Origin of the sequence: Altericroceibacterium endophyticum, from assembly GCF_009827595.1 — a bacterium.
Taxonomy (GTDB): Bacteria; Pseudomonadota; Alphaproteobacteria; order Sphingomonadales; family Sphingomonadaceae; genus Altericroceibacterium; species Altericroceibacterium endophyticum.
This window is the reverse complement of the sequence record NZ_WTYT01000001.1, coordinates 730,736-744,728: the sequence shown is the minus strand read 5'-3', so window position 1 is coordinate 744,728 and position 13,993 is coordinate 730,736. Positions and strand designations below refer to the sequence as shown.

Annotated in this window: 12 protein-coding genes; 1 reads left to right on the top strand and 11 read right to left on the bottom strand. The window is 58.1% G+C overall.

Annotated features, from left to right (window positions below; genetic code table 11):
• Positions 1 to 170 precede the first annotated feature (170 nt).
• Positions 171 to 2,405: an ATP-binding protein gene (locus tag GRI91_RS03585; protein ID WP_160735215.1), complete on the top strand. Its 2,235-nt coding sequence runs from the start codon at positions 171 to 173 to the stop codon at positions 2,403 to 2,405.
• 146 nt (positions 2,406 to 2,551) lie between these two features.
• Here the strand turns inward: GRI91_RS03585 and GRI91_RS03580 are convergent, their stop codons facing one another.
• From GRI91_RS03580 to GRI91_RS03535, 11 genes are all read right to left on the bottom strand, one after another.
• Complete coding sequence (locus tag GRI91_RS03580; protein ID WP_160735214.1) at positions 2,552 to 3,169, bottom strand: SOS response-associated peptidase; 618 nt, start codon at positions 3,167 to 3,169, stop codon at positions 2,552 to 2,554.
• Between the two features lie 915 nt (positions 3,170 to 4,084).
• Complete coding sequence (locus GRI91_RS03575) at positions 4,085 to 4,405, bottom strand: hypothetical protein (RefSeq protein WP_160735213.1); 321 nt, start codon at positions 4,403 to 4,405, stop codon at positions 4,085 to 4,087.
• A 412-nt stretch (positions 4,406 to 4,817) separates the two neighbouring features.
• Entirely contained in the window at positions 4,818 to 5,546 is a 729-nt protein-coding gene (locus GRI91_RS03570) for a helix-turn-helix domain-containing protein (RefSeq protein ID WP_160735212.1), read from the bottom strand.
• Between the two features lie 290 nt (positions 5,547 to 5,836).
• Positions 5,837 to 6,097, bottom strand: coding sequence for a hypothetical protein (locus GRI91_RS03565; protein WP_160735211.1), 261 nt, complete (start codon positions 6,095 to 6,097; stop codon positions 5,837 to 5,839).
• Between the two features lie 2 nt (positions 6,098 to 6,099).
• Positions 6,100 to 6,237 carry a hypothetical protein gene (locus tag GRI91_RS15850; RefSeq protein ID WP_202385421.1) on the bottom strand — a complete coding sequence of 46 codons (138 nt, stop codon included), beginning with the start codon at positions 6,235 to 6,237 and terminating at the stop codon, positions 6,100 to 6,102.
• 49 nt (positions 6,238 to 6,286) lie between these two features.
• Entirely contained in the window at positions 6,287 to 7,198 is a 912-nt protein-coding gene (locus GRI91_RS03560; RefSeq protein WP_160735210.1) for a beta-1,6-N-acetylglucosaminyltransferase, read from the bottom strand.
• A gap of 432 nt (positions 7,199 to 7,630) precedes the next feature.
• Positions 7,631 to 8,380 carry an SDR family NAD(P)-dependent oxidoreductase gene (locus GRI91_RS03555; RefSeq protein ID WP_237437615.1) on the bottom strand — a complete coding sequence of 250 codons (750 nt, stop codon included), beginning with the start codon at positions 8,378 to 8,380 and terminating at the stop codon, positions 7,631 to 7,633.
• Between the two features lie 2 nt (positions 8,381 to 8,382).
• Complete coding sequence (locus GRI91_RS03550) at positions 8,383 to 9,288, bottom strand: MBL fold metallo-hydrolase (RefSeq protein ID WP_160735208.1); 906 nt, start codon at positions 9,286 to 9,288, stop codon at positions 8,383 to 8,385.
• Entirely contained in the window at positions 9,285 to 10,895 is a 1,611-nt protein-coding gene (locus tag GRI91_RS03545) for an FAD-binding oxidoreductase (RefSeq protein WP_160735207.1), read from the bottom strand. Before GRI91_RS03545 ends, GRI91_RS03550 begins: the two co-directional genes overlap by 4 nt.
• Positions 10,892 to 11,218: a c-type cytochrome gene (locus GRI91_RS03540; protein ID WP_160735206.1), complete on the bottom strand. Its 327-nt coding sequence runs from the start codon at positions 11,216 to 11,218 to the stop codon at positions 10,892 to 10,894. The genes GRI91_RS03545 and GRI91_RS03540 overlap by 4 nt, the downstream gene beginning before the upstream one ends.
• Before the next feature lie 78 nt (positions 11,219 to 11,296).
• Positions 11,297 to 13,951, bottom strand: a complete 2,655-nt coding sequence (locus GRI91_RS03535; protein ID WP_160735205.1) for a TonB-dependent receptor — start codon at positions 13,949 to 13,951, stop codon at positions 11,297 to 11,299.
• Positions 13,952 to 13,993: the final 42 nt, after the last annotated feature.

Sequence of the window (13,993 nt, the reverse complement as noted above, 5' to 3'; positions counted from 1 at the left end):
CCCAGCACAGGCCCGAAGTCCACCAGACCGGAAATGGCTGCAGGCGTGTATCGGGGGCGATCCGATGGAATTGGAATTCCAGCGATGATTTGTCCGCCAAGCCATCGGCGTGACAATCCGTCCGCCAGACTATAGTGTGGCGGCATGGCGCGACTTGGCCGATCCTTTCGATGAAGCGAGACGCGCTCACCCAGCCGCAACGCTTCGTCGCGTTCGTGCTCAACACCGCCATTTTTTATTTCGCCTATATTTGGGCGACCGGCCACTGGCATGTCACCGGCAATGGCGAAACGCTCTGGCTTGCTTCGGCGGTCGCCTGGTGGACGCTCGGACTGCTTTCAGCACCTTGGTACCGCCCGCCGCGCGATGCACTGGGCGCAGCGGTTGCCGCGCTCGCCGCCTTGTTCACGCTCGACCTGAGCACTGCGCCCGGGGCGAGCTTCGAGCTCGAACTCGCCCGCGGCGCGTCTATTGGCTATGCAGGATTGGTCGGAGCCGCGGCTCTGGTGGCCGCGCTTGTCGAGCAGAACCAGCAATCGCCGCTGCGCCGGTTCAGCTATCTGCTCGCCGAACGCCTTTCGAGCGGGCCGTTCATTTTCGGCACCGCCGCGCTGATCAGCATCTTTGGCTTTTATACCGAACCGCGTCATCTGCTGGTCCTCACCACCTTGTGGTTGCTGTTCGCGCTTATCCGGCCGATCGAGTTCCTATTGATATTGTGGAATGAATGGCGCGCCGAACGGGCAATTGGCAATCTCAACAGTGCTGGGCGTATTGTCCGTGTCGACGACCCCGATATCGTTCGTGTTCAAGTCAATAGCGCCGAGGTTTGGGAAGCGGGTCTGCATGTAGCTGCTCTGGCCGGCGGCATACACCGCTATGTTATCCCGCTTTTCTCACACATCCAGGACGAGCTGATCATCGGCACCGGCCTAATCGTCGGCGAGACTCCGACAGGCCGCCTCCCGCATCTTACCGGTGTTGTCTTCACTGTCGACGATGTGACGACGCGTAAAAGGCTGATCGGCGATCTGTGCGGTCAGGGCGAAGATGCCGATCTTGTCGGGTTTGTCGTCGAAGGCTCGGATATCGCCAGTATCCACTTTGAAGTGTCCAAGCGTACCGGAATTCAGGAAGGTTCGGTCGTGTTCTGCTCGATCGACGGCAATTGCGTATTCTACCAAGTGATCAACGCCAACACGACCGAAGAAAGCTTCCAGCAGAACCCACGCGGCACCCACATCGTTAACGCAGCGCAGCTCGGCACATGGGCACCCGACAAGGGTTTCCAGAAGTTCGCCTGGCTGCCGAGGATGAACCTGCCTGTGTTTAAGCTCGCGGACGGGGCGCAGCACGCGGTCGAGGTGAGTCCCGGCGAGTTCATCATTGGCGAAATCCCCGGTACTGCGATGCAAGTCAAAGCATCGCTGCCGGAGATGATTGCTTATCATACGGCCATTCTCGGCGTGACCGGCACGGGTAAGACCGAACTTGTCCTCGACTTGATCCGCGAAGCCTACGTTCAAGGCGCCAAAATATTCTGCGTCGACCTGACAGGCGAGTATCGCAAGCGTCTTGCAGATCTCGCACCTGCAGCGATCGGGCTGCGCAAGAACAAGGCCGACGAGCTCGAGGAGAAACTGTTTGCGGTGGAAACGGGAGCGTTCAAGGCGGGCGACGAAAAAAAGCTGCTGCGCAACTTCATGGAGTCCATCCGGGAAGATGCCCGCAAGCAGGTCGACAATTTCCTACGCGAAGCCGGTTCGGCGATCGGATTGTTTGAAGTCGCCGAGGTCACGAATACCCGGGCAACCTTGCTGGCCACCGAGCTCTTCCTCTCGGAGATCATGGTCTGGGCCCGCGCGAACCGCAAAAGCCGCCGCATACTGATCGTGTTGGAGGAGGCCCATACGATCATCCCAGAAACGGCAGGCGCTGGCTTCGACTATGACACCCAGCACGTCGTCAACAAAATCGGCCAGATCGCGCTGCAGGGCCGCAAATACGGGGTCGGGCTTTTCATCGTTTCGCAGCGCACCGCTTTGGTGAGCAAGACCATCCTGTCCCAGTGCAATACCTTCCTGACCCATGCTCTGGTCGACCAGACCAGCCTGCAATTCCTCCTCAATATCTATGACAGCGCCTATGTTCGTAGCATTCCCAACCTGCGCTTTCTTAACTTCCTCGCCTTCGGCAAGGGCGTGCTGAGCGAGCGGCCTTTGTTGCTCAGTCGTCCACTCGACCCGACTAAGGCGGAGGCCAGCGCCGCACTCGACGACTTCATCCCGATCGAGGAGGCAGTGCCCATTCCCGGTGAGGGACAGCCTTTGCAGGCAGCCGCCGCGGACCATGTCGGGTTGGCGGAGGGAGCCGGCGGAAACGCTGCGGCGCCGTCGGCTGGCTAGGCGCTACCGGCGGTCCTAACGCAGCCTGACTTTTTGGTGCTCCATCATTCGGTCGATCAGCACGCGATAGATTGGCCGCTTTCGCGTTTGAATTGATCACAAGCAGTCAGTCAGCAACCGGCCCATTTTCAGTCATTGATGTTGCATTAGAACAGCGTTTCTTGCTGCTGACCCCACGACGTGTTGGATCGATCTATAGCTAGCTCGCCCGAGTACGGTCTGCAGATGCTGAGTACGTCCGTGACATTTTCGCTCGACCAGGCCGAAGATTGATCCGCGTCCAAAATCACCGGCATTCTGGAATGGATGGGGGCCATGGCTTCGTTTGCTTCAGTCATTACCATTGAAAACACGCACCCCCATTCCTCACTCTCACGCCAGATCCCTGCGCACGCGAAGATTTCCTGATCGGGGAGGGATATCCATGTCTTGGTCTTGGCGCCCTTTGTGCCCTCAGCCTCGGCGAAGGCGTTCACCGGAATCAGGCAGCGGCGGTGCTCGAAGCTGGAGCGCCAGAAGGGGCTGGAGAGCTTGTCTGCGCGCGTGTTGTTGACGGGCTTCGGTTTCAGCAGCTGGCCAGATTTACCGCGGCGGATGAGGGGGAAGCCCCAATGCATGGTCTGCACCTTGCCCCCGGCCACGACCATTGCCGGATAGCCGGGATAAACAAGCTCACTTAAATTGCTTTCCGCAGCAGGCGGTTCTGCCTCAAACAGCTGCGCGACCTCGGCCGCTTTGCTTTTCATCCGGTAGAGATTGCACATTGGACGCAGGCTGTGAGCAACTCGGTTGCTTGTCAATTCAGGAACGGAAGCGGGAAAAAGTTGCTCATTTGGCTGATTTGGGCTGAGAGCTCCGGTAAAAGACCGCCGCGGCGGAGCGGTGGGTTTTCGCCCTATAAGGGCGCAACCTGGCGGGAGCTGGGCGCCTCAGATCCTAATTCGCTATAGATATGCTCACGGATAAAATCGAGAGGAGAGGTATTTAATTTTGTCGACTTGCTGATCCTTAAGTCGGTAATTCTGAGCTGGCCGTGTTGGCTATTCTCGAGGTTAGCGTAACCTTCGACAGAATAAACCCCAATGATTTGTCCAAGCGATGGGGTCGGCGAGATTTGGTTGGACAGAAGCTTGCCGATGATTCCCAATCTTTTCAGCTCCTCACCATCGTTGCTGGGGAAAAAGGCAACTACAAAGGTCTTAGGCGCGCCAAGGTCGAAGTCCTTTGGCTTACATCTCTTGGAAATAAAATCGAAAGTGTATTCGTCATTGCCTAAATCGTAGACCGCTACATAAGCAGCTAACTTCTCCCCGCTAAGCCAGCATCTGCTCGGCTCGGAATACGAACGATAAGAATGAGAGTTCGCAGAACCCGAACAGGCTGAGAGCATAGCGGAGAGGGCTAGCGCGAAAGTGCATTGGTATCGCATCAGAATTCCTTCCGGTTACCACAGTGCTTACTCAGCCCATGAGCCAGTAGTGGCCTGATACATGGTCTGGACCTTGCCCTCGGCCACGAGCATTACAGGTTATCCTGGATAAACAAGCTTGCTTAAATTGCTTTCCGCAGCAGGCGGTTCTGCCTCAAACAGCTGCGCGACCTTGGCCGCTTTGCTTTTCATCCGGTAGAGATTGCACATATGCCTGAAGTTGTGGGTGATGGCGGCCCGTGTCAATCGGTTAGCGGAAACGAGATATGGCGCGCTTCCACTCCAGTTCGCTGGGCCATGGCAACCTGATTGTGGCGGGCTCCTTCGTCCCGTCGATCTTGCGCGGGCGCACTTTCTGTTTCCTGCTGACCATGCAGCGCAGGCAATAGAAGCGGAGATAGAGATCCTGGAAGTTGTCGCTCCACCGTTTCTTCTCGCAGAAATGCCAAAGCCCATGCGGATCGTGGCGCGCCAGATGGCCGCAGCTGCATGTGATTTCGACCTGATATTTCCAGGCGGCGGCTTCGAATACGCAGTCGGGAATCGCCAGCCCGTCTCGATAACGCGTCATCAGGAACAAATACAGAACAAGTGGCCGGGCGGCAAGATCGAGGTCTCGCGGCTGGCCCCCGCGCGCCAGACCCCCAGCGCCGCACTCGTCCCCCCGCCTCGCCTTCGACGTCTTTAGCCGGAAATTACGCAGATTTTGGCTTTCTGCTGCGTGAAAAAGATCAGCCTTTTCAAAAGCCTCTCGCCGGAGTGGAGCAGATCGTGAATTACGCAAGATTACGCAGGTCAACGCAGCAACTTTCGGACTGCAATTTGCCGTCTGGCACACCCTTTGCGCTTGGCCCCCTGCCAAGCCTCGGGCCGGCACACGCCGGTCCGGTCGACGGTGCGGCCGTCGATACATTTAAGGTGAAATCCGGGGCTGGGGAGGCATTCAGGCGACCAAAACTGCGCGTGACGAGGTGACTACCTCGTCACTCCTTATCCCCTTTATGTTTGGAGGGGGTGAACTGACCGGAAGTCAAACTCGCACTAGATCCAAAAACGCGCCCTATGCGATCAAGCCTCGAACGCATCTGGTAAAGAGGGCTGCCTATCGGAGCTTCCTGGGCGCGTTGTTCAAGATCGGCACGCTCGGCTGCTTGAGGTGATCGCATGCGATCAGGACGCGCCTTGCGGCGTTTGCGGGTGACGAGCTGGCGTAGCCTTGCAGCAAGACGCTTCGGCATTTTGGTGGGATCGAAGAAATAGGCGTTGGTGACTTGCTCACGCTTGGGACCTTCGCCCTTGGCCGCGCCGGTTGCCATCGATCGCCGGACCCAGTCGATAATGCCATGCTGCTGTAGCTTCTTTAGAGATCGCACCACTGTGTCCTTCGAGCAGCCGGCGAACTGGGCGATTGATGTTAGTGCGGGATCCAGCTGGCCGGTCTTAAAGTCGAGCTTGCGCAGGAAAGCGCGCAGCACCCGCAGGCACGATCCATTGAGCGGAACGCCTTTGCCTGGGACGCGATATTGCACGTTCCATTCCTCGACGGCTTGCATGAAGGCGTCGACCCATTGCAGACCACCTTTGACGGTGCCGCCGCCGATCGGCCGAAAGACGTCGGCGCGGGGGTCGTTGATGTCATAGCTTGATCGCCGGACCTTGGGGCGAGGGCCGAGAAGGTTGGCAGCGAGATCGCCAAATGCACGGGCGGTCATGGGCGACCTCCCGAAACTAGTATGGCTTTATTAAACGCAGAAAAGCAGCATTGTTGCGGGGTCAAACGCTATTGAGCTGGCCTACAATCTGACGACGGCATCGGTCCTCCGCTACCAACGTTAAAAACGGCTGCAGCTCCCTCCTTGCTTGGCCGGTGGTCGCAAGGGTACGGCGGCTTCTAGCGAACCATAGGCCTCGATATTCTTGTCGGCACTTCGTGGATAGATGATAACGGCGTTGATCAGTTGTCTGATCTGGCCGGATGAGTTCGACAGGGTTACTTCCTGTCTTACTGGACGTGCCCGTGATCCAGTTTTTCCGGATCCGCTGTCGATGCAGCTGTTTCCTGAGCGAATTCTAATGTGATGGCGGCATCGAGCTGGTCGGGGGAGCGGCGATTGAGTGCAACCTCGCGCACTGCGACCGCTTCCGCCGCCCAGGCCTTGGCAGCGTTAAGAGCGATTTTTCGCCGGTTTTCCAGCGGCTCGCTCTCTGCGAGAGCGAGCTGACGTGCCTCTTGATCTAAACAAAAGCTTTCCGAAACGCGCATTTTCAGTTTCCCCGGCGTTTCATGTGCTCAAGACCAGGCACCACATCACCCTTTTCCGAAGGCTTGGAGGCGTTTGTCTTGGGCTTTACTGCTTTGGGTTTACGGATTTCGCGGTTCGATTTCTTCTGTGATTTGCTCATGATTTTGTCTTTCCGTTGACGTCGAGAGGAGCGACCGGCGTGTGGTCGGTCAGGCGGCGATCAGCACGTCTTGTCGCAGATCCGCTTGCAACTTCACGGTGATGGCAGGGGCTTGATAGATATTTGCGGACGGTGTCCGGAGATGTTCCTCCAGCAAGCTCAGAATTTCCGTGTCACTTTCAGCGTCAAACTTGCGGGCAAAGAGATCCTTGCTGCGCTGCAATTCAGCCAGATCGGTGATGTCATAATTGCGCGGCCGAAGCTTGATATCACCGTCAGGCACCCAATCGATCATGCGCAGGTCATCGTTCATCACGACACCTTGACCGCGGCTGTTCATCAAGACGGTCTGAAAGAATGCTTCGTCGGCAATGAAGCTGTTGCGGTAAAACTTCTTGAAGCGTTCTACAGCGGGATCATTGCGAACATATTCGCAGAAACCGCGCGTGACGAGTTTCCATTGGGTGCCGATGAAAGGGGTGTCACCGGTGAGGAAAGTCCGACCTATTTGCGTGTCTTCGATGACGCCGTTTGCCTCGTGGAAGACGTGATCAATGCGGTTGAGGGTATCCGGCCGGAGCTTCCGCTGATCCACCGCGCGGATGAATTGTTTGCCAGGGTGCGCTGCGACAAACTGGCGAATGTAGCTCTGGCTCTTGAGGGGGAAGTCCTGTCCGGACAGATTGATGTAATGGGTCCAGCGGTGATCCATTTCGAGCAGACGCGCCATGCCGCGCAGCTCCGCCTCGACGAGGCTGTAACCACCCCAAAGCGCATCCTGGGAGGCAAGCATTTCGACGCCCTGATAGGGGGCAAGAAATTGGGAGATGTCATCTGATAATTTCTTGCCTGAACGCTTGTCGACATGAACAACATACTGATTGCCGGGCGCATAAATGGCAGAGAACAGTCGTTTGAACTGCGCAGGGAAGCGATGCACGAGTAAAAAATACGCGATCATTTTGGGGTGCCTTTTACGAGTACCCATGCCGGCTGTCAGTGACCCGGGCACAAGCCTCGTAGAAAATGCTTCAAGAAAGCCAATTAAAACTGCTTTAATTGTGAAGAAGCACCGCCAGACAGATCCGCTATATTAGGCGGATTGACGTAAAACATAGATGGCGACTGCACGTTGAAAATACAAGCGTCGTCCAAATTGTGAATTGTCGGATGGACCTGTTGCGCCAAGGCGAATTGCCTCTCGGCCTGGCGGTCAGGCACCTTGAAACCATAGGTGCGATGGAGAGCAAGGTGCACACTGGCACCTTGCTCGTTCTATGTTGCTCGGGCTGTATGGTGGCGCACGGAGTTCCAGCGCGGTGACATTCTGACCGGCAAAGAGCTCGGCGATTTTCTGGCCCGTCCCATCCGAGCGAATTATAGCGGGATGCCGCTAATGCGAGGTTTGGCCCCCGTCCATTACGAAGAAGGACCCATTGGTAAAGCTTGCTTCATTGGAACATAAATGAAGGACGGTGCCGGCCATTTCTTCGGGCTCTGCTGCACGCCCGATGATGTTGTGTTTGAAAAACTCTTCACGAAATTCCGGTGAATCCAGCCAAGCCTGCGTCATCGGCGTGGCGACAAGGCCGGGGCCGATGCAGTTCACGCGGATACCCTGTTGTGCATATTCGATCGCCACGGCCTTGGTGAGGCCCACCACCGCATGTTTTGCCGCAACATAGGCCGACATGTTGGGATCGGCCACCCTGCCTGCGACTGATGCCGTATTGACGATGGCACCGCCGCCGTTTTCCCGGAAGTGGCGCACCTGCGCCTGCATGGCAAAGAACACGCCCTTCAAATCCACGTCCAGAATGAGATCGAGATCCTTCTCTGGCACTTCATGGAAAGGAAGCGGGGGCGGCAAGACGCCGGCATTGTTGAATGCCGCATGCAGCCCGCCAAACTCGGCGACGCATTTGGCCACCAGTTCATTCATCGCTTCGCTGTTGCGCACATCGGCCCGGCGGTACATCGCCCGGCCGCCTGCGCTGCGGATAAGTTCGGCGGTTTCGCCGGCCTCGTCATTCAGATCGCCGATCATCACGGCTGCACCTTCGCGGGCAAAGGCCTGGCAGGTTGCGCGGCCAATGCCGGTGGCGCCGCCAGTGACGAGAACTACCTTGTTTTCATATCGCATGATCATTCATCCCAGGGTTTGATTTCGCCGGTTGCTACCTGAGCGGATGTGCATAGCAGGAAGCATTCGAGAACGTCGGTCGCTCCGGGGAACCGGGCACGAACCATGTTTTCCAATTCCGTGGAGTTTTTCGCCTTCCGGGCGGCCTCGCCCATGAAAGTGATGTAATCGCGGGTCCACGCGATTCCGGCATTGTCATTGGTTCTGCCCGGGGAGGTGTGCCCGGCAATGATCCGGTTCGGCTGCATGGCCTCCAGCTGATCGAGCGCGGCAATCCAGTCGCTGTAACGATCGAGCGTGTGCTCGCCCAACCAGACATACATGCCGTTATAGATTACGTCTCCCGCCACCAGCGTACGAGTCTGCTCGTCCCAGATCACGGTAGAGCGGACATGGTCGCCCTGCATTGGACCGATGATCTGCAGCGGATGACCTTCCAGCGTATAAACACCGTCTTCCACAGGCTCCGGCACCACCTGACGCAAGGGAGCGTTGGGTCCCAGCATCGGGCCCCAGCGTTCAAATTTGATCGGCACGGTTCGGACCATGTCCTTGGCCACGGCTGGCCCGGCCAGGATCTCCGCTTCCGGAAATGCGTCCTGTACCACGTCCAGCCCGAAGAAGTGATCAGGATGGTCATGCGTGACCAGAACCGCCTTCAGAGTCTTTCCGCTATCGAGAATGCGCGCGACAACGCGGTAGGCATCGGCGCGTGAGAATGGTGTGTCGATCAACACCGCGTCCTTCTCACCCGACACCAGCGTCATGTTCGCGTGCAAGCTCAGTTCGGATGTCGGTATGACTTCGTAGGATAGCGGTGGTGAAGGGGCTTCGTTGTCCTGAGCCTGTACGGCGCTGGCCGAAAGGGCCAAGGCACCGGCGATGGTTGCTGTGATTAATGTCTTCATACAATCCCCGACTTTCCTGGTGCGATGATGTGATTGGGATCAAGCGCCTGCTTGATCTTGGCGTTGAATTCGCGGTTCACGGAGCCGTATTGCTGCGCCACCAGATCCATGGTGTTGACCCCGGTGCGATAGCTGGCCCAGCCTCGCTTGCCGAAACGGGTCACCATTTCACGGTAGCAAGTATCGGCGCGTTTCTGTTCGTCGGCATTGTTGCGGTCGAACAGCAGGGCGATGATGTGGTGCAGGTCGCGCCAACCAATGGCGTAGGCGGCGGTGTAGTCGAAGCCGTGCTTGTCGAGGATCTCGCGTGCGAGGCGGGTTTGCTGTTCTGCCTCCGCGCCCTTGGCTGCTGCCACTGGGGCGAACCATGCCAGTCCGCCGCCATTGCCGCGCCAGCGGACCATGCCGATTTCATCGAGATTGAGCCCGCCCTTCATCAGCGTCGCGTGATGGTGGAACCACGGATTGTCGCCCATTTCATCCTCGGTCAGCACTTCACCGCCGCTTGCCGTCAGCACCTGACGCACGACCGGTTCCACCGCGGCCACGGATTCATCCGTGCCGTAAAGCGCAAAATAGGTGTTCCACATGCCGAGCCCGTTGGCTTTTGCTGCGCGCTTGACGGATGCGTCATCAAGCGGGGCATCGTCGGCCACGATGCTGCTCCGCCGCTTGAACATGGAGAGTTGGTAGGATGCGCTCATCATCAGATTGCAATTGGCAATCATGTTGGACACGCGCAGTGGACGCATCGCTTCGATGATAGTCGGCACGTCCTCCATATTGGGATGACGGATCATGAACGGTTTATAGGCTGGTGGTTCGGGCATCAGCCACATGCCGAGCTTGGTCACGATGCCGTAATTCGATTGGGTGAACAATCCATCGACATAAGGACCGTAGCCCCATTTGAACGATTGCCACGCTGTCGAGCCTTCGATCGAGCCCATGCCGGTGCGCATCAGCTGACCATCGGGCAGCACGACTTCCATGCCGCACTGGAAGGAGAAATGCTCCCCATAGGGCGTGTAGCCCACGCCGCGGTCGAGAGTGTTGCCCACTGGCGAGGCAATCGGACCAACGGTTGGCACGTCGATCCACAGCGGGATGTTGTTTTCCTCCAGATAATTCTTGAGCTGCTGATAGGTGACGCCCGGTTCGACCAGACATGTGCCCAGATCGGGGTCCACTTCAAGAATGCGGTTCATGCGCTTCAGATCGAGCACCACCTGTCCGGGCGTTGCCGGCACGGCGGTGCCATAGCCCATATTCTTGCCGGTCGAGATGGGCCAGATCGGCTGGCGGTGGCGATTTGCCGCTGCCACGATGGCCTGGACCTCTTCCACCGTGCGCGGCGCCACAGCACCGACAGGGTGCAACTGGTCGCTCGGCTCGGGAATATAGGCCTTGTCATAGGGGCGCAGCGCCTCGGGGTTCCAGAATGCCCAGTCTTCGCCGACGATGGATTGCATGTCCTTCATGAAAGCGTTGACGTCGGCGGCTGTCTGGCCATTGGCCATCTGCGCATTCACGCCTTTGGCAAAGCTCGCGCTTGCCCCGATTGCTCCTGCTGCGCCGAGCAGCGTACGTCTGTCGATACCGCTCATTGTCCGTGCTCCTCGGGGTCGGCTTCACTGTGCTGGAGCCATGTGGCCAGCGCATCGAGTTCGTCGTCGGTGATCTCCGTCTGGCGGAAAGCCGGCATGGCGTTTGGCCCCATGCGCACGAAGCTCTTGATAGTGGCCGCGGGCAGATTGCGTCCGCGTATGACCGGGCCGACATTCTTGCCATGGCAATAGCCGCAGGTTTCAGCATAGACCTGTTCCGGGGGGCGGGGCGCAGGCGTCTCGCCCGACTGATAGGACATGAGCGCTACCCCGCCTATGCACAGGCCGCCCAATGCGCCTGCTGCAAGTATCTTGTAAATCATCTGGCCTCTCCTTGTCCTCTGCCGGGACTGGCGATTTTTCTCACCTGCCCGGCAAAGGAGATCAAAATTGTCAGGTTGTCAAATATCGACGCCGAGGCGGATGTACCAGGTGGCCGGGCGGTTATAGGTTCCGAAGATAGAACCCCCAGCCGCGTTGTTCTGGCCAGTCGTGATGTATCGCTCGTCGAGAATGTTGTTGCCGCCCACGCTCAGCGACCACACCCGGTCGGGGGAGTCATAGGTGACGCTGGCGTTCACGATGTCCGTGGGACCGCGCGTCAGCAGGTAGGTGCGCGCCACATCATTGTAGAGCTTCGACGAGTGCGAATAGTCACCGACAATGGTGAGCTGGCTCCCATTGGCCAGATCGAACGTGAACACCGGGCTGATATTGAATTGCCATTCGGGCGTCTTGGGCAGGCGTGCACCGATAACGGCGCCAGCCTGGAGCGGGTTCGGCCCGCTGACAGATGGGAGCGAGACCAAAGGATCGAGCTCGGTATAGGTCGCATCGGTATAGCCCATGGAGGCATTGAGCAGGAACCAGTCTACCGGCTGCGTGACGGTCTCGATTTCGAAGCCCTTGATGCGGGCGTCACCCACATTGCCAATCGTGGGCGATGTGCCATTCTGGTAGTTGAGCTGGATATTGCTGTAATCGGTAGAGAACGCGGCCGCATTGATTTGCAGGCGGCGGTCCAGCAAGGTCGATTTGAAACCGACTTCCCATGTCTCGGCCTCTTCAGGATCGTAGCTTTGCGCTTGCAACTGCGGGTTGCTGAAGCGCGTTGTCCAACCGCCGGTCTTGTAGCCGCGCGACCACGAGCCGTAGAGCATGATATCGTCTGCCGGGTAAAGCTGTAGGCCGATTTTCGGGCTGAAATCGTTGAAAGTCAGCTTGTTTTCGCCCGGCGGATAGACGCGGATCGGGTTGTTGGGATCGGGGTAGGAGAGTGCTGCCTGACACGTCACGCCAGGAGGCGCGAAACCGGCCTGCGCATCGGGCGTGATGTCGCCATTGCCATCGGCGCAGCCGAACAGGCGATAGTTGAAGCCGTTGAGATCCTGCTGCCCGCCTTCGAAGGATTTGTTTTCATGCGTATAGCGTCCGCCAAGCGTGACCCCGATCAGATCTATCGGGCGGAAATCGATCTGACCGAAGGCGGCGTAGTTCTCGGTTTCCAGCCTGTTGGGCCCATCGACCTGCAGCAAGCCTTCGGCAAAGGTCACATAGTCGTGGAGCGAGCCCTTCTCCTTGAAGTAATAGGCGCCAAGGACGAAATCGAGCCGGTCATCAAGCAGCGTGCCGGTCAGCTGTAATTCTTCGCTGATCTGCCATTGGCGCTGGTCGAACGATACTTGCAGCGAATTGATCGGCGAACCGTCGAGATCGGCTCCGCTCTGCCACGATTGATCGCGATAGGCGGAAATCGATTTCAGGGCGATATCGGGCGTAATGTCGAGATCGATAACGGCGCCGATACCCCAATTCTTCAGGCGGGAGAAACTGTTGCCGGTGGCATAGCTTCGATCGATGTCAGAGCTGAGGAAGCGATCGTCATAGGGGAGGCGATCATTGTTCGGATCACTATCCACATTGACGCTGCCAAAGCCGGGGACGCGCGTCACTGGCGTGTTCTTGCCGAAGGCTTGGGAGGGAAACTGCGTGCCGGTTCCCGCGCAAAGCGCGGCGGCGTTGCGCGCGGCAATTTCCTGAGGGGTGGAGCCGATGCAGAAATTGTAAACGCCGGCGAAGAGGACGCCCTGTGTCTCCGTGGGATCGAATGCGGTGCCCGGGATGGCAAGGCCCGCCGGTGGAACAAAAGGACCCGGCACATTGGCTGTCGTTTGCAGCAGCGTACTGGCCGCGCCGCCGGCAGAATAGGTATAGTCACCGTTCAATGTGACACGGAAGCTGCTGCCTAGATCATAGAGCAACTTGCCGCGAACGGTGCGATTGTCCTGATCCCCTTCGGTGTCGGGCGACTTGTAGTCGGCCGCTGCATAGGAGCGGAAAGAGGGCGTATTTACCCGTATGTCATCAGGAAACGGCACGCGCTTCACAAAGCCGTTGCGGCTCGAAACGTTGAAGGTGAGGGAGGAATAGAGATTTTCTGTCAGAGGGATGTCAACCGATCCGCGTCCCTGCATCCGGTTGTAGCTGCCGACGGTGACATCGCCGCGGAAGCGGAATTCGTCGGCAGGATCGCGGGTCACGATGGAAATCGCGCCGCCGATCGTGTTGCGCCCGAACAAGGTGCCTTGCGGGCCCTTCAATATTTCGATGCGTTCGACGTCGAGCAGATCCTGGTTCGCCCCGACAGACCGGGCGAGATAGACGCCATCGACATAAATGCCGACACCGGGGTCGATGTTGAAGGCGAAATCGTCGGAGCCGATACCCCGAATATAGGCCGCCAGAACAGCGGTGGAGCCCGAGAAGGGCACACTTGAATCGAGCGATACATTGGGGGCGAGGGCGGCCAGTTCGCTCACTTCACCGACCGCGCGATCCTGCAATTGGTCACCGCCGAAAGCAGAAATGGCGATCGGCACATCCTGCACATTCTCTACACGCTTCTGTGCAGTCACGACGATGGTTTGGATTCCGCTCTGATGAGACGGGGTGTCCGCGCCTTGTTCGTCAGATCCATTGCTGGTTTGAGCTGCTGCTGGAACGGCAATTACCAGAGCCATTGCTGTGCCGCACAGGTGCACGAAATTCGCACGCATTCATCTTCTCCCTAGGTTACCCGCTGTTTGCGCGAGCTTTTT